This window comes from Arthrobacter woluwensis, from assembly GCF_900105345.1.
Classification (GTDB): Bacteria; Actinomycetota; Actinomycetes; order Actinomycetales; family Micrococcaceae; genus Arthrobacter_E; species Arthrobacter_E woluwensis.
The window spans coordinates 1-15,847 of record NZ_FNSN01000004.1 but is presented as its reverse complement, the minus strand read 5'-3'; the positions used below and the strand labels follow the sequence as shown (position 1 = coordinate 15,847).

At 63.5% G+C, this 15,847-nt stretch carries 19 protein-coding genes and 1 pseudogene; all 20 read right to left on the bottom strand.

Features of this window, described 5'->3' with window-relative positions; translation table 11 throughout:
* Positions 1-52: 52 nt before the first annotated feature.
* The gene (locus tag BLV63_RS19075) at positions 53-187 is read right to left on the bottom strand and encodes a hypothetical protein (RefSeq protein ID WP_255218052.1); all 135 of its coding nucleotides are present in this window, start codon (positions 185-187) and stop codon (positions 53-55) included.
* An 11-nt stretch (positions 188-198) separates the two neighbouring features.
* On the bottom strand, positions 199-1,587 hold the full coding sequence (locus BLV63_RS15715) for a hypothetical protein (RefSeq protein WP_066217493.1): 1,389 nt from the start codon (positions 1,585-1,587) through the stop codon (positions 199-201).
* Positions 1,580-2,707: a hypothetical protein gene (locus BLV63_RS15710; protein ID WP_074783821.1), complete on the bottom strand. Its 1,128-nt coding sequence runs from the start codon at positions 2,705-2,707 to the stop codon at positions 1,580-1,582. The genes BLV63_RS15715 and BLV63_RS15710 overlap by 8 nt, the downstream gene beginning before the upstream one ends.
* 8 nt (positions 2,708-2,715) lie before the next feature.
* Entirely contained in the window at positions 2,716-3,831 is a 1,116-nt protein-coding gene (locus BLV63_RS15705; protein WP_066217497.1) for a hypothetical protein, read from the bottom strand.
* 11 nt (positions 3,832-3,842) lie between these two features.
* Positions 3,843-5,339 (bottom strand): phage distal tail protein, encoded by a 1,497-nt coding sequence (locus BLV63_RS15700; RefSeq protein WP_074784385.1) that lies wholly within the window; start codon positions 5,337-5,339, stop codon positions 3,843-3,845.
* The gene (locus tag BLV63_RS15695; protein WP_074784636.1) at positions 5,336-6,193 is read right to left on the bottom strand and encodes a hypothetical protein; all 858 of its coding nucleotides are present in this window, start codon (positions 6,191-6,193) and stop codon (positions 5,336-5,338) included. Before BLV63_RS15695 ends, BLV63_RS15700 begins: the two co-directional genes overlap by 4 nt.
* On the bottom strand, positions 6,190-6,324 hold the full coding sequence (locus tag BLV63_RS19070) for a hypothetical protein (protein WP_302846649.1): 135 nt from the start codon (positions 6,322-6,324) through the stop codon (positions 6,190-6,192). Before BLV63_RS19070 ends, BLV63_RS15695 begins: the two co-directional genes overlap by 4 nt.
* Positions 6,321-7,103: a phage tail protein gene (locus tag BLV63_RS15690; RefSeq protein WP_139244771.1), complete on the bottom strand. Its 783-nt coding sequence runs from the start codon at positions 7,101-7,103 to the stop codon at positions 6,321-6,323. Before BLV63_RS15690 ends, BLV63_RS19070 begins: the two co-directional genes overlap by 4 nt.
* 481 nt (positions 7,104-7,584) lie before the next feature.
* The gene (locus tag BLV63_RS15685; RefSeq protein WP_074784632.1) at positions 7,585-7,944 is read right to left on the bottom strand and encodes a hypothetical protein; all 360 of its coding nucleotides are present in this window, start codon (positions 7,942-7,944) and stop codon (positions 7,585-7,587) included.
* Positions 7,945-7,982: 38 nt separating this feature from the next.
* Entirely contained in the window at positions 7,983-8,291 is a 309-nt protein-coding gene (locus tag BLV63_RS18815; RefSeq protein WP_217640482.1) for a tape measure protein, read from the bottom strand.
* 170 nt (positions 8,292-8,461) lie between these two features.
* Entirely contained in the window at positions 8,462-8,809 is a 348-nt protein-coding gene (locus BLV63_RS18420; RefSeq protein WP_139244770.1) for a hypothetical protein, read from the bottom strand.
* 185 nt (positions 8,810-8,994) lie between these two features.
* Positions 8,995-9,282, bottom strand: a complete 288-nt coding sequence (locus BLV63_RS19140) for a DUF5361 domain-containing protein (protein WP_367888720.1) — start codon at positions 9,280-9,282, stop codon at positions 8,995-8,997.
* A complete protein-coding gene (locus BLV63_RS18980) occupies positions 9,203-9,685 on the bottom strand; it encodes a hypothetical protein (protein ID WP_074784626.1) in 483 nt (160 codons plus the stop codon). The genes BLV63_RS19140 and BLV63_RS18980 overlap by 80 nt, the downstream gene beginning before the upstream one ends.
* 147 nt (positions 9,686-9,832) lie before the next feature.
* Positions 9,833-10,207, bottom strand: a complete 375-nt coding sequence (locus BLV63_RS18145; RefSeq protein ID WP_496559494.1) for a phage tail tube protein — start codon at positions 10,205-10,207, stop codon at positions 9,833-9,835.
* An 810-nt stretch (positions 10,208-11,017) separates the two neighbouring features.
* Positions 11,018-11,293 carry a hypothetical protein gene (locus BLV63_RS15660; protein ID WP_066217443.1) on the bottom strand — a complete coding sequence of 92 codons (276 nt, stop codon included), beginning with the start codon at positions 11,291-11,293 and terminating at the stop codon, positions 11,018-11,020.
* A gap of 550 nt (positions 11,294-11,843) precedes the next feature.
* Positions 11,844-12,056 carry a DUF7302 family protein gene (locus BLV63_RS15655; protein WP_139244716.1) on the bottom strand — a complete coding sequence of 71 codons (213 nt, stop codon included), beginning with the start codon at positions 12,054-12,056 and terminating at the stop codon, positions 11,844-11,846.
* The gene (locus tag BLV63_RS15650) at positions 12,053-12,982 is read right to left on the bottom strand and encodes a phage major capsid family protein (RefSeq protein WP_066217437.1); all 930 of its coding nucleotides are present in this window, start codon (positions 12,980-12,982) and stop codon (positions 12,053-12,055) included. The genes BLV63_RS15655 and BLV63_RS15650 overlap by 4 nt, the downstream gene beginning before the upstream one ends.
* Positions 12,983-13,001: 19 nt before the next feature.
* On the bottom strand, positions 13,002-13,385 hold the full coding sequence (locus tag BLV63_RS15645; RefSeq protein ID WP_083369909.1) for a hypothetical protein: 384 nt from the start codon (positions 13,383-13,385) through the stop codon (positions 13,002-13,004).
* A gap of 211 nt (positions 13,386-13,596) precedes the next feature.
* Positions 13,597-14,034 (bottom strand): annotated as a pseudogene (locus BLV63_RS19220) (VG15 protein); the annotation flags it as partial.
* A gap of 641 nt (positions 14,035-14,675) precedes the next feature.
* The coding region (locus BLV63_RS15640; protein ID WP_074784622.1) for a phage portal protein at positions 14,676-15,847 on the bottom strand (1,172 nt) is incomplete at its 5' end.

The following is a 15,847-nucleotide window of genomic DNA, read 5'->3' as shown; positions in this document are numbered from 1 at the left end:
GACTCCACACGCTCCTACCTCCCTCTCCTGATGGGTTGTCGGTGGGGGAGGGTCACGGGACCTCCTGGATGCCGACGAGCAGTGCGGTGATCTGCTTGACGATGCTGGTGGCGATGTCGTCAGGGATGTCGCCGTTGAGGTCGATGCGCTTGCCTTCGAGAGTGATGGAGACCATTGCTTGGGCCATGATGTGGATCCTTAGCGTTTGTAGGTGTACGAGATGGTGAACAGTGCGCCGGATGCGAGGGTGAAGTTCGCCCCGACTGCGCGGATAGAAGCGGCCCCGGTAGCTAGGTTCACGAACGCGATGGCCTGGTTGTTCAAGCCGGCCCCGACGACCTGAGTGAGAACGTAGGGGGAGTCCGCGGTAGAGCTCATCGCCGCCGATGGCAGCACGGTTCCCATCGACGTGTACGCGGTGGTGGTGATGGTTACGTTCGCGCCCGTGTACTTCGGCACCAGCGCGATCGTGATCTTCGTTTCGCCAGCGAGTGGCTCGACGAAAATGGACCCGCCAACGTTCCATCCCGCAGGGCTGAGCGCGCTAACGATCGACTCGGTGCCGAGGCCGTTGAGTTTCGCCTTGTCCGCCGCTGACATCGCACCCGGCGCGCTCGTGGTCGCTGCCGGGATGTCCGTGCCGGCGAGCACGACGTCACCGGTCCTACCGGCCACACTCGTCACGGCCCCGCCCACGGGTGAGCCGTTGACAGTGAAGGTCCCCACCACGTTGACGCTGTTGCTGCCCTTCAGGGTCAGCACGCCGTCACCAGTGTGGATGACGTCTACCTTGTTGGCACCCTTCTCACTGTGGAGGGTCATCAGGCCGTCTTTGTCGAACTTGAACAGGCCCTTGTTGATGTAGGTGCCGTTGTAGTCGCTCTGCTCGTACCGGATCTGGAGACCGTCCGGTGGGCCCATCTGCCCGCCCCAGGGGCGCATGCTGAGCGCTGTGTTGGTGTGGATGACCGCTGGGTCGTCCGGTGCTGCGTTGCGCACGTAGGTTGCCACGGACAGTGCAGAATCCAGGCTGACCGACAGGCCTCCGGATTGGGACGTTCCCCCGGTGGAGGGGCTTGCCGGGTCGCCGTCTTGACGGCTCCAGTACAGGCTCGCTCCTGCCGGGTCGATGTTCGCCGCTGAACGCCAACGCCTACCTTCGCTGTCGGTGTAGTTCAGGGACTGGATTTCGATGTTGTCGCCGTAGCGTGACGTCAAAGATGCCATGTTGGCGGGGTCGGTCTGGTAGGAAGTATTCGCTAGCCAGATCCCGGGCCGCAGCACCGGCAGGCCCGTCCAGGGTTCGATCACTTCCCGGTTGCCCAGACTGGTGCTGACCTTGATTGGCTGGTTGGTATAGCGGTCGATGCCGTCGGCGGTGGTGGAGATGTTGCCGCCCCCGGTCACGCTGATCTGCCCGCCGGGGACGAGGACGCCGCCTTCGACGCGGAGTGTGCCACCTGGCGGGATGGTGGATGAGCTGTTCCGGTTGGCCCCGTCAAGGGCCTGCTGCTTCCGTGCCAGCTCATCGACCCGGTTCCGCGCATCGGTGACACCGAAGGGGCGGGGGATGAAGCTGTTATCCACTGGCACCAATGTCACCTCCTGTCAGGTCGGCAAGGGTCGGCTTCCAGGTCTTCATGTCCTGGCTCAGGGAGTACCCGATGACAGGCCAGACAGCATCAAGCTCGATGGCGAACTCGTCCAGGTCGACGGGGTCTTGCCCGACGCGGACGTTGACCTGTGCGGTATCGCCCAGGGTCAGGTCCGCCGGCCCGGTGTAGTAGTCCCCGTCGCCGGGGATCTTCGCTTCAAGAGTCACGAGGGTCTGGCCGCCGAAGAACGCTTGCTTCATGCGGGCCATGTGGGCGGCGATGGTTTCTTCGCTGTCCACGCCGGAGAAGTTGCGGCGTTCTTCCAGGCGTGGCCATCCAGCGGCTTCCCGGATGGTGTCGATCCCGGGTGCGGAGATCAGCCGGGATTCGCCTTCACCGTCGCCGACTGCGGTGACGAGGGTCGCGGCGTCTCCCTGGCCCCACCGGGTCTCTGGGGTGGCGTCGGTGATGTTCACCCCGGAGATGAACGCGTGCTCCGGGGTGGTGGTGCGGTTGCCCATGGTGGGGCGCATCCGTGCGATCTTCCGCACCCGCGACTGGGCGGCGTCGGCCCATTGGATATCAATCATCCAGTCGAAGCCGGGGGAAGCGTTGGACAGTTCCGTGAGACGGTCCCCGATCCTGGTGTTCTCCGCGTCCTGATAGAGGCGTTCCAAGATCACCCCCGTCAGTGGGGCGTCCACCTCGAGGCCGATGCCGTTGACGTTCGCGGCGTTGATCATGGCGGCGAAGATGTTGGCCTGGTCGACGTCAAGGAACTCGGCGGTGGGCATGTACCGGCGCAGAAGGTATTCCTCCACGGTCCTGCAGGGGATTTCCTGACCGTTGATACCTGGTGTGGCGGTGCTGTTGGGGATCCCGTGCCAGATGATCCGGCCATCCTCGTCGGTGACGAGGATGAGGGACTTCCACGGAACGATCAGCTTCTCCCAGTACCGGTTCTTGTAGAGGCGGCCTTCCCCGTCGAAGAACGGGGCGAAGAACTTGCCCTCGCCCACGCCCTTGAGCTGGCGGGTCAGGTCCTCCGCGATGACCAGGGGCGCTTCGTCTAGGACGGTGCCGGTGATCAGGTCACAGATGATGAACCTCACGGCACCTCCTAGGCTTCGTCAGCGGGGCATTCCTCAACCCAGAACTTCGTGATCTTCGGATCCACGGACACGCCCGTGAAGACGTTGCCGGTGACCTTGTCCACCCAGAAGCGCGGGATGGGCAGGGAGTTTGCCGGGACGATGATCTCTTCGGTTTCGATGTAGCTGCTCATCAGGTAGTTGCCGGGGGCTGTCCAGCACAGCGGGGAGCGGGTCTGGGCGTTGGATGCCTGGGACTGCATGAGGGATGCGCACACATCCCACCGGCTGATCCCGGAGGCGATGGCACCCGAGTTCACGCTGGTCTGGACGAAGACCTTCATGCGCCGGTCGTAGGCTTCCGCGTTCATCGACATGGTCGCCACGGCACGGGAGCCGGTGCCATCACTGGCCGAGGTGGGGATGTTCGTGGAATTGACGGTGAAGGTGGTGCGCTTCCACGGTCCGACATGGGTCCAGACGGTGCCGTTGTAGACCTGCGTGGGGAACCCGGGAAGGTCCATGCGGAGCCTCTGCAGGCCGCGCACCTTGGGCAGGGCGCGGGCCTCGGCCAGGCTGTTGACCGGGATCGGTGCTCCCGCTGCTGCGGTGATTGGCCGCTGATCGGTTACCACGGGGGAGCCGCTTCCGGCCTTGGGGACGTCGATGAACGCCAGAGTCAGGGCCAGACCTGGTTCGGGCTTCACCCCGCCGCCCGTGGTGGCGAGCGGGTCCGGGTCCCCGGTGAGTATCCGGACGACACCCTTACGGTTCGTCCCGCCGCTGGTGCCGTCATTCTGCGGGTTGCTGGGGTCCCAGACCTGAAGGATCACCCGGTCACGGCGGGGGTTGTTCGCATCCGCTGCGACCAGGGGGTCAACGGTGGCTGAAGTGGCCAGTCCGGTGAGGTACGCTCCCGTACTGGACGCGACCGCTGCCGGCCCTGCCGTTGCCAGGACATTGTTGCCCGAGAGGGTGATCGCCAGGGCGCGGGCGTCAAGGACACCGCTGCGGCTGGTCCCCACCGCGGCACCGGGGGCCAGGAGCCCGCCGATGTCACGGCGCAGGGACTCTCCCGTGTAGAGGGGAGGGCCAGCGGGGGAGGGCGCGTTGATGAAGCTGGGGTCGATTGCGTCAAGAGGCACAGTAGGCCCTCCTAATTCCAGGTGTCAGTCCAGGCCACGGTGGCGGTGGCCTGGTTGGTGGAGAGGAACCCCTCAGCGTTGAAGGTGAGGGTCATGCCCGGGCGGGGGTTGATCCACGATCCTCGTAGGGCGGTGCGCCGTGAGGCGGTGCCGTTCAGCAGGATCGTTTTCTTGTCCAGGTCGATCACGAGGAACTGCCCCACGGTCAGGACGAGGTTGAACGTCATGCGGTTGCCGAGGTCATCGGTGATCTGAGGGTTGGTCAGATGCGTGTTCACGGCGGCGATGGTCACCACGACCCGGGGAGTCCCGGTGCCGGAGGATCCGACCGTGACGGCGTTGTTCGTCACGGTCGCGGTGATCGCGAACGGCACGGTCAAACCGGCGAGCTGAACCTTCTCCGAGGTGCTCTTTCCCGCTGTGGACGTGTACCGGAACGTGTACCCGCCGGAGGGTGCGGAGCCGCCATCGAAGTAGTCCCCGGCAAAGGCGACCGCAGCGGACTGGGTAGCAGCGGCGCTGATCTTGACGGCGTCGAAGTCCAGCTTCACGCCGGAGGGGATGACGGTTCCGCCGTTGTACAGGTAGGGCACTGGCTGGGCGTAGATTGTGCCTGCCGGGGCCTGTGCCGAGTGGGTGACCCTGCCCCCGGTGTTGTTGGTGGGGGCGCTCATGGACTCGCTGATTCGGGTGTTGGTGGAGTCGTAGAAGCGGATCCCGATCTGGCTGGTGTAGCCGGAGTCGTTGGCCATCAGCATCGACACCGCTGCCCAGTCTCCGGGGGAGAGGTTCACTCGCTGGTCCGTGGATGAGGCGGCCAGGACGCCGGGCCGGGTTGCCCCGGAACCGGTGGTGAGCCTGCCCCAGGCCGTGCCGACGATCCACGCCGGAGGGGACGCGGTCTCTCGCGTCAGGGCTCCGCCGACACCGACCCAGCCAGAGGTGTCTACCTCGAAGGACGGGTTGTTGGACCAGTTGGTGTCCGCGACAGTGGTGGGCGGGATGACCAGGCCCCCATCGGTGATGGGGAGCTTGGCGACCCCGGAGCCGCTGATGTCGTTCGGGCCGGTACCGGCGAATCGCCGGTGGTCCGTGGCGACGAACTGCACGTTCACGCTGATCGTCTCAACCCCGTCCCACACCACCTCCGGCGTTCCCACGACCCGGACCATCGCGTACCGGGTCAGTTCCGCTTCAGCGACGATCAGAGGCTTGAAAACCTTCATGGGCAGGGCGGCGACGAACTGGTCCCGAACGAGCGCCCCACGGGCGAACGACGGGACCACGAGGACACCCCGGAGGACGTAGTTCGCACCGTCGTAGTAGGCAGGGTCAGACCAGGCCCCGTCCCGGTCGGGCCACGGGTTCACGTCCCCGCGCGTTCCCGGGTTGCCCCATCCTTCGATGGGTGCTGTGAGGACGCCGCCGACGGTGTCCGCCGGGTCAAGGTAGAGCCCTGACCCGGCGAACGTTCGCCCGCCGATGGTGGCCGTTACGATGTCGGTCACTGGCCCTCCAATCGACGCGCCACCGCCATAGCGGTAGCGCTCGGGTTTACTGCTTCGTGGACATGAATCTGGATTGGCGGCTTGCCGTCTGCCCACCGTCCGTGACTGCCGGGGGCGGGCACGTAGGAGGCTGGCCGGTAGGGCTGGGAAGCGACGGCGTTGGGGATCTGCACCAGGGAGTCCACGGCACGGGAAACCAGCCCCGTACCGTCCCGGACACCAAGCGCCAGGCCAGCAGGGACCTGCCGCCCGACCTCATACCGGAACACCCGAGAGGGTGAGTGGATCCCGAGGTTCTTCTTCACCTGCGAGGTCATCCGGTCGGTGACCTTCTTGATCGCCGCGTCCACGGCCTTGAGGTTCCCGGACAGCCCGTTCACAAGACCCTGCTGCGCGGCGATCCCCGCCCCGTACATCCCGTTTGCCAGGGACATGCCCGCAGACTGGGACACCGAACCAAGCTGCTTCCACTGCCCGTTGAGCTGCCCGACAAGGCCCTTGCCCCCGGCGATGAGGGACTTAGCGATGGAGCCACCCTTACCGGTGCCAAGCTCACCGATCTGCGCCAGCAGGCCAGCATCAAGACCCATGGAGCGCAGCTTGTCGAGCTGCCCCTTGAACCCTTGGACGTTGCCCACGGTCTTCTTCGCAGCCGCCACAATGCCCTGAGCGCTACGCCCGGCAAGATCGCCCAGGTTGAACTCGTCCCGGAACTTCTCAGCCGCGTCACTGGCCGCCTTGTCCCGAGTCTTGACCGCATCCGAAAGGCTCTTCTGCGCTGTCTTCAGACGGGACGCGATGCTGGCACGCTGGGTGGTGAGTTTGGAGATCTGCGCGTTGCTGGCGCTGATCATCCGCGACGTCGCATCCAACGTCCGCCCAGAGACGTTTCCCGGTTGGCCTCGGCAAGCTTCTGCCGGCCCTGAGCGATCAGGCTCGCGACCTGCTTGTTCCGCTTGGCGATGGCCGCGTAGTAGGCGGTCATCTTTTTCGCGTTGGCTTCGCGTCCTTCCCCAGGGCCGGGGCCTTCACCCCCGACACCTGAGCGGCACGGCTCATCAAAGATGACGCGGCCTTGCGGAGCTGGTCAGCCTTCGTGAAGTGCTTCGTGGCCTCAGAGGTGACCTTCCGAGCCACAGCGGTAATGGCTGCCGTGGCCTGCGGCCCAGCCTTCTTCACCCCACCGGCGAGGCCCTGAACGATGAACTCACCGAACTGCCGGAACACTCGCGACGGGCTGTGGATCCCGAGAGCTGCTTTGAACGGTCCGACGATCCAGCCGGGGAGCTGGTTGAGGAAGAAGCTGCCAATGCTAGACAGGAGGCTTCCTGCCCCGTTGAGAAGACCCTGGATCATGTCTCGACCGATCTGGACGAGGGAGCCCGTCAGACCGGAGAGCGCGCCGAGGATCTTGCCCGGGAGGTCCCGGAAGAACGAGACCACATTGTTGATCCCGGACGAGATCGCACCCGTGATGTTCGACCAGAGACCGGTGAAGAACGACTTGATGCCGTTCCACGCCGAAGACCACAACGAACCAATCAACGAGAGCGCTCCGCTGATTGTGGAGGACACTACCGCGATAGCGCCTGAAACAATGGCCTTGATCGCGTTCCAGATCCCACCGAAGATGTTCTGTATGCCTTCCCACACCTGGGACCAGTTGCCGGAGATGACGCCGGTCACGACTTGAATCACGCCCTGCACGATCTGCATCACCGACTTGATGATGTCTGCAACAGCGTTGAATACTGTGGTGACCACAGGTAGAAGTGCCTGAATCGCGGGTACCAGAATCGCCAAAATGATGTCAACGAGCGGACCAATCGCCGAGATGATTCCAGTGAAAATTGTGACCACCGGTGGAAGAATCGTGGTTACCAGGTTCACGATGATCGGCACAAGTGAACTAACAATTGCCGTGATCAGCGGCGCGATTGCTCCCACGACCTTCGCGAAAACAGGGGCTAGGTCTTGCAATGCTCCACCGATTGCGCCGGCCGCGCTGGCCAGAACAGGAGCGATCTCTTTGAAGGCTCCTGAGATGACTCCGGAGATCGTGCCAACGGTGTCACTAATGGTGGGAAGGACGCCGGCTATGGTCCTGCAAATGCGCCGATGACACCCGCTACGGTACCGATGAGATCGGGCATCACGTCCGCCAGGCCGCTAAAGATTGTTGCAATTGGTGAGGCGGCTGTGACAATCCCAGCTATTTGTCCAATGATGGACCCGAAGATCGGCATCAGCGGCCCGAATGAATCCCAATCGCGTCAAAGATCCCTTTGATCTTTGATCCGAAATCACTCATGAATCCGGCAAATCCGGATTTGCTGAAGTCCTGTGTGCCAGTTTGAAATGCCTTGAAGAATGCGTCTACGCCATCTTTCCCGGCACGGAGACTAATCCCAATACGTTCAAGGACTCCTGCGAAACCGGAACTGGTGACATCGGAGCCGCCGTCTTCGTAAGCGGCCTTCATGGCCTTGATCCCGCCCTTGACTTCTCGGGAGGCTTTCCCCGCTGCTGCGCCTACTGCCGCGAAGGTGGTGAGAATTGGGTTGGCGAACTTCGGGGCTTCACCATCGTCGAAGGACTTTTTCATCTCCTGGTAGCCCTTGCCGATGTCCTGAAAGATCGGCTTTAGCTTCTTGTTGAGCCCGTCGATAACCGGGATGAGGCCGTTTGCCCGTCCTTCATTGCGGCGAGGAAAGGGAGCATGACGGTTTCGCCGACGCGTCCGAGGGCTGCCTTGAGGTTAGCCATCGAGCCCCGGAACGTTTCGCCGGACTTCAGCGCTGCACCGCCGAGGCCCTTTTCCATGGCGTTCTGGAAGGTCGCGAAGTCGATCTTGCCTTTGGACGCGAGGTCGTAGACCTCGTCGGAGGTCTTACCCAGTTCCTTGCCCAAGAGCTGGACAATCGGAATGCCAGCGTCGTTCAGCTGGGCGATGACATCGCCCTGATCTTGTTCGACGCGGCGACCTTGTTGAAGATCGCTCCCATCTCACCCATGCCGACACCCGCAATGGTGGCCGAGTCGCCCACGAGCTTCAGGGTCCGTTCAAGTCTTGGCCGGGTTTCACCCCAGCAGCGACCACGCCAGCAGCCACGGTGGCCGCGTCACCCATGCCGAACGCCGTGCCCTTCACTGCGGCCATGGCATTGTTCATGATCTTCGTTACCGACTGGGTGGAGTGGCCCAGCCCGGTGAGTTTGGCCTGTGCGTCCTCGATGTTCAGTGCTCGAGAGATCCGCCTTTGACTGCCAGCCTGCAACCATTGCAGGTCCAGCGACGGCGAGGACCTTGCCGGCGATACCGGCGAATGCAGCGCCGAACGAGCTTCCGCCGCGCTTGCCAGCGGCCGCGCTGCCCGCGTCTGCTGCCCCAGTTAGGTCGTTGACGATGCTCTTGCCAAGGCCCTTGGAGGAGGCGACGATGTTGACATACGCGGTCGCCAGTTCAGACATGGGGCCTCCTGGAATGCGGCTAGCCCCGCACCAGGACGGTGCAGGGGCTAGCGGTTTCTGTTGTAATAGGCGACTTGTCGTTCGGTGACGAACTTGACCACGCCGGCCTTGGTGGTGTGAGCAACCTTCCCCGGTGGGGGTTGCGGTGCACGCCGAGCCTGTTTCCACTTTCGGCCTGTTCGAGCTCATGGGTTTGCCCTTGAACGTCGTGGTGGTCTTGTCCTCGAACCCTGGGCGCGGAATGGGCTTGGGTGGGCGTTTGCCCTTCTGCCGTCAGCGGTCTTCTGCCATGCCAGGACTGCCAAGCGGTCTGCTATCAAGGCAGTAAGTTGTTCGAGAAGCGTCCAGCCTTGTCCGAGCGCCCGCTTGGTCGCCGAATCGTCAGGGAGATGTTCAGCGAAATCGGCAACCTCCCAGAGGTGGAAGCCGGGAACCCTGCCGGTGCGGGTGAGACGGAGCCCGTAGTATCGCAAGAAGTCGGCCCGCAACTGCCCGCCGAACTCCCGAAGGAGAGCGGCGAGCGTTAGGAGTTTGGGCCAGTTCCTTGATGAGGTCCTGGACCAGTTCACTGCCAGCTTCCACGGAGACCCGCCCCGTCTCGGGGTCCCTAACCGATTCGAGCGCCGTTTTGAATGACTCCTTGCCAAGCAGCCGGCGCAGGATCCGGGGGAGCCGCTGCACCTCACCCTCATCGAGGGAGTCCAGGTCGTCGAGAAGTTCGAAGTCATCGAGTGCGTCGGCCGCGATGGTGTACTCCTGACCATGCACAGTGACGGTCTTTGTGCCGTCCTTGTTGACCCTGGGCTTGCGATCCTGGGGCTTCTTGACACCTTCCGGGATGGTGGTGGTGTCGTCGGTGATCTTGATTTCAGACATGGGTGCCTCCTGCGGGCAGAGAACTTGGTAGGGGTTGCGGGACTGGTGGTGACCTGTGGGGCGCGGTCCCGCAACACGCGCCCCACAGGGGTTGGGATCAGGCCATGTAGATGTAGGCCTTGGTGCCGGTGGAGTCCGGGTAGGCGGTCAGGGTGACGTCGTAGCCGATGGCCTCGTCACCCTTGAGGGAGACGTCGCGCGTTCGGTGACCTGTGCGTCCGGGAGGCAGATGCGGATGGTCTTGGCACCATCACGGACCTCGATGACCCAGACCAGGTGATCGGTCTGAGTGCCCTTGATCTTGATCGCCGAAGCGGTGGCCGTGGGGTCCGCGTAGTAGACCTTCAGGACCTCTGCGGACGTCTCGATCATGGTGAACTGGTAGGTCAGGTCGTGGCTGGTCTGGATCTTCCGGACCACGTCACCGTTCTGCCAGGCCTTGATGTCGGTCTGGTCGGTGCTGATCGCCTGGGTGATGCCGTCCTCGGAGGCATAGCCGAGATCCTTGAGGGCGGCGTTCAGGGCGGTCGTGGTGTCAGTGGGAGTGCGGTTCCGAGCGGGCCGGACGAGATCGTTCCGGTGACCGCGACGCGCACATTGCCGGCAGTGAGTGCCATGTTGTCCTCCTGGGGCATGAAAAAAGCCCCGCCAGGTGGCAGGGCTTGCAAGGGTTGGATGGGGTTAGATCGGCGTCCCACGAACAGCGAGTTCGAAGTTCTGCCGGTAGCGCGGGATCTTGGCGTCCGGGTCAGGAATATCCACGAGCCCACCATGGGGTGGGCCCAGTAGATGACGACATCCATTGCTTGGGAATCGCACTGGCCGGGACAGTGATGGTGTCATTGCTCAGGGCCGACAGGTGCGCCCGGACGAGCTGCGCCTTGGCCTTAGCAACGTTCTTCGTCGGCCCCACGTATCGACCATGAGGACGCCTTCTCATGGATCGGCGAGAACTGCCGGCCACCAGCATCACTGATGAGAACGAACTGGTCCGGACGAGGATTCGGTTCAGTACCGACGACGGTCAGGCCAGGGATCCTCGCGATCAGCCATAGCCGGGCCGCTGCCATGGCATTGCCGAACAGGACACTTGGTTAGCCACTACCCACCGCCTTCGACAGCGCACCGTACTTCGCCTCAGCCCGGTACGCCTTTCGGTGTCGGGGTAGATGGCAACACGAGCACGGGCACCACCTGTATGGGTGTCGGTCTCGAACCCTGGGCCGGCTGCATTCGCGACGCGTTCCGCCTGGGACTCGAGGAAAGCGACTACAGGTGGTGCGTTGCGAAGTTCGCGGAACCCTCGCTGGTTGAGCTTCACCCTGATTGCCATCAGCCCTCCACCCGCTTGAGGTTGATCCGGTAACCCGGTGCCCATCGCCAAGGCCCGTGGTTGTAGTCCTCGGGCCACCCGACAGCGAAGAACTCAACGCCGTCGATGATGACCTTGTCCTGGGGCTTCGTGAACCCGGTGGGGCTATAGAGGTCCAGATCCCGGTCGACTCCGGAGCCTGTGGGGCGGATCTCCACGTCTGAACCGGGTGTTGCCCAGCCCATGACCTTCTGATCAGGGCGGTCCTCCCAGTGCTCCGGGAGCGGATCACCCATAGGATCCTCGCCCCCCGCAATGCGCTCCTGGTGACCGACCGTGTAGGGGAGGGGAATTTCATGGTGTCCCGCCTTCGTAGATCGGTTCCCCGGCGATGTCTGTCCCGCAGGAGCAGTACATTGCCCCGAAGTTCAGACTGCACCAGGGCAGATGGCGTCCTTCCGGGCGGAATGCGATCTGCACCCCGAAGCCTTGGACTTCCCGCAGCCGAGCGCGATCTTCTCCTGCTTGTTCAGGTAGTAGTTACCGTCAGGGTTCGAGATCTTCCAGGTCTGCTGGAATGGCCCTGCCCCTGAGTCATAGACTCCATGCCCTCGCCGCCGTCGGGGGTGCCCATTGCGCGGCGAACGACGGAGCAGACGACCCGGCGACGGGTCGAAGCGCTGGCGTTGGCGGCCCTGAGCAGACGTCCAAGATGAATTGGGACGCATCCTCAAGGGCAACCGTCGCCGCTGCTTCACCCCCGGTAGGGAAGTCGGGCCACCGCTGCTTCAGTTCCTCCACAGTGGCGAACGGAAACGGTGTCACATCAGCCATGGCCCGACCTCCTTACTCGTCCTCGGACTTCTCGCCCTCGCCATGGCCTTCGGGTTCCTTGGCCTTGGCGGCTCGCCCGGTCGCAGCCTTCCGGGCTGCCGGCTTGCGCCCCGCCGGGGCCTCGTACTCGTCCTCCGGGACGTACTGGGAACCCAGGGACTCGGCCAGCTCGTCGTCAACGACGACGGTGGATCCGGTGTAGGTGTCGATCATCCGGCGGCTCACGGGGTCACCTTGTCTTCCACGACGGCGAAGCGGTCCGTGAAGACGTACCAGCCGTAGACGATCTCGAGGCGGAGAGCGATCTGGTTGTTTCGCATGAGGTCGCCCTGGCCGTCCGGGTCGCCGTAACGGATCAGCTCGACCGGGAGTTCACGCTGAACGCCCCAGCGGATGCCGTTCTGGAAGTCGCCAACGATGGCGCGCAGCTTCGTGTCGGCCGCTTCCGGGGTGCCGGAGACGGTGTTGCCCGTCGCTGCCGGGACGCCGAGGAAGTCGGTGACGTTGGTGCCGAAGCCGAGGTTCGGGTAACGCTGCACACCTGAGGGGGAGCCGTCGGCGTTCTTGCTCTGCAAGTTCGCCAGGGCCCAGGCCATCTTCGGGTCGAGGGCGATGCCGTTGACACCCCAGTTAGTCGGGGAGTTCACCAGCAGACCGACAGCGGCACGAATGTCCTGATCTGCCTCCGAGGACGCGGTGATCTCCACGCGCTTCGTGGTGGCGTTCAGGTAGTTCGACCAGCTCGAGATCACGGTGCCCGTGAGCGGGTTGATGCGGTGGTACAGGCCCAGATCAAGACCTCGGGACAGTGCCTTACTGCCCGCAGTGGCCAGCTCGGACAGGATGCCAAGCTGGTAATCCTCGTCTGCCCACTGGACTTCCTGATTGAAACGGAGAGTGACCTGCGCCTTCTTCGGGGTGGATTTCACGGAGGTGAAGCCGCCCGTGGTGGAACCCTTCTGGGCTCCCTCCTCCACGAACTCCGCCTTCGGGAAGTCGTTGAAGATGATGTACTCCGTCTCGCCGAACCGCTGAGGTTCGCGGGCGGAGAGCTGGCCAACGGTCGAGCCCGTACGGGCTTCCGTGACAATGCCGTCAGCGATGTTCTTGGGGAGCATCACCTTGGCGTCGGTGGTCGTGAAAACGGCCATGATTTACCTCCAGGTGGGGTTAGTTGTTGCCGAAGAGCTTCCGAGCCGTCTCCCGGGTCGGGTCGTCGGTGATCTTGGATGGGGTCTTCCCCTGGGCGGGGACGACAGGTGCGGTCTGCTTGGTCCCACGGAAGGCCAGAAGCGCGTCAGCGGCGGCTTCAATCTCTTCCCTGGTTCCACCGCTCAGAAGGTTCTCCGGGACGCCCTTAGCGGCTGCCACAGAGGCGCGCAGTGCGGTCGCCTGAAGAGTGGCGTTCTCCTTGGCGAGCTGTTCAGCCCGCTCGGTAGCCTTCTGCAGTTCGGTCTTGTTCGCTTCCTCGAGCTTCGTGAACTGTTCAGCCTTGGCCTTCAGTTCCTCGTAGTCCGCGTACTTGTCGCGTTCACGAGCCAGACGCTGGCCCACGATCCGGTCAAGGTCCTCCTGCGTGGCAGGCGGGACGAATGCCCTTCGGCTCGGGCTGGGGCAGGGGCTCGGTGGATTCTCCCGCTGGTGCGGTGTTGTTCGTGTCGCCCAAGGCGGCACCTCACTTTCCGTTTAGGCCCCGTACGGGCATAGAGGGTGAAAACCGCGCAGACGGGCGCGACCGCTTCACGGGAGAACCGTGGAAGTCACTTCACGCCGAGTTCGGCGCGCATGTACTGAAGGACCTGGCTGGTCCGGTCCTTGGGAGAGGACTTCTCACCAATGGGGGTTTCCCAGTGGCCGGTGCCGGAACGGGAGCCGTCCTGTGTACGTTGGGCAGGGACCCAGATCTTGCCGTCTGGGCCTGCTCGTAGCCCTTGCGGTAGGTATCCAGGTAGCGGTCCGCGTCGGCCTGCATCTGCAACCGCGTTCTGAGGTGTGACCGCGACGACGGCGGCAGCGGCAGTGGTCGTGGAAGGACTCGCCCAGGCGACGGGAGCCCCGGGGGTTGATGCCCCTGCCCTGCCCGCCACGGCGGCCCTTGGTCTTCTCCAACGGCACGCCACGGGCCCACCACAGTCCCGGCAGAGTCCCGGGAGGTGTAGGCGGCACCGCGGGAGGCGAGCATCCCGCAGAACGCGCAGCAACCCGGCTTGGGGACGCCGCTGGTAACCCATGCCGCCCTGCGCCTCGGCGTTGCCGATCATCGTGTCAGCCGCCATCGACGTAAGAATCCGTGTCAGCCCCACCGGACAGGAGCGAGAACATCAACGCGTTACCGCCCTGCTCGAACACAGCAGGGCGGGAAGCCCAAACCAGCCAACGAACTCCACCGGTCACTACCCGCGCCGGCGAGGCTCTGCGCGTCCAACAGGGTTACGGACCTCAAGGACCTGTTGCAGCTCCGTGAAGGAATTGCGCCGAGATCAGCGACGTCATCCCCGCGTACTGGTCCCCAGCACCGGCAACAGGTCCCGCATGGTCCGCTGCTTCACCTCCAGGCGACGCGTCAAGGACCGGGCCGATAGTGCGCTGCAGGTCAACAAGAGCCCGGGTCGAAAGCTCACTAAGGAGCAACGAGTAGCCATTGACCATGGCGAGAGGAATCACAAGAGCCCTCCTCGAAGATGTCAGGTACCCGGCTCACGAATCGTGATCGGGGAACCTGGCATGAACTGCACATCGGGTAGCCCCGCAAGGGAGGCAGCAGACGATGCCTCAACACCGGCGCGACGCAGAACACCGAGTGCGTCAGCCTTTGCCTTCAGCACCTGGGCGTCCTCTAGTGCACTACTTGCCCCCCCCTGAAATAGATGCTCTGCCTTGCTGGTTGTCGGCCCCCTTGGCGACCTCAGCGGCAACCTCAGGAGTAACCGCGCTTTGACCGGCCACGCGGTTGATGAAGTCTGAGACCATTCCCTTCTGGGCCTCCTGGCGCAGGCTGTCCACCTCGTCATCGGTGAAGACCCGGCCAGCAAGAGTCGGGTACTGGATGATCTGAGGAAGCACAGGGGCGAGCTTCGTGAGGGCATCAGCCTCAGCCGACATCGAGCGGAACTCCGGATTACGGAACCGTGCCGAGAGCTTCCAGAACTCGTCCGGGAGGCTCGTCTCGTCCTCCTTGACCATGTAAGCCAACCCGGCGATCTCTTCGACAGCAGGGGCAAGCACGTACTGGTTCTGCCACATGATGTCGATCAGTAGCTCATGCTCTGCCGCACGGATCGCCTCGGCGCTGGACGGCTGATCATGAAGCACGCCGAGAGAAGATGGTGACAAGCCAGTCTCGCCGCTGAACGCCATCGCAACTGTCCGGAGCATGTCGCTGTGAGGTGTCATCGTCGCCTGCTGCAGCTGTTTGAGCTGCGGGATATCCCCGTCCTCGTCCTTCGTCAGGGCAAGCAGACGGGCCATAGCGAGCTTGAATTTGGCCTCTTCCACCGAACCGCTGAAGGCATCCTCCGCAATGCCCAAGATCGCGAGCTGCGGGGTCGAGTAGAACTCGGCGTTGCCTTCCATACGAACGAACGCACGAACTGCCATGTCGTTCAGGGCCATCACGGAATTCGTCAGGCGGGATCGACCGAACGGTGCATTGCCTTGCGGATCGTTACGGATGGCAACGGCAAGGACGCGCCCAATCGAATGTTTTTCCTTGTTCGACTTCCACTTGCCATCATCAAGCTTGCACGTGATCACTGAGTCTTCGAGCCACAGGACGAACTCGGTAGGGTTGCTGAGCTGATCGACGTCAGTGATGGTCAGGAGCGCCGACATTCGACGCTTACGCCTGTCCCAGATGCCAGCAGCAGACTCTGCGGAATGCCCAATGATCTGGGCAGGCGCTTCACCATCAGTACCCTTAGCAACGGTCATGAACGACACCGAATGCTTATTCGCGCCGGTCACGGCCTGCTGGAACTCGAGCCCGAAGTTGTTGGCCTTCAACACCTCGCCAAGAT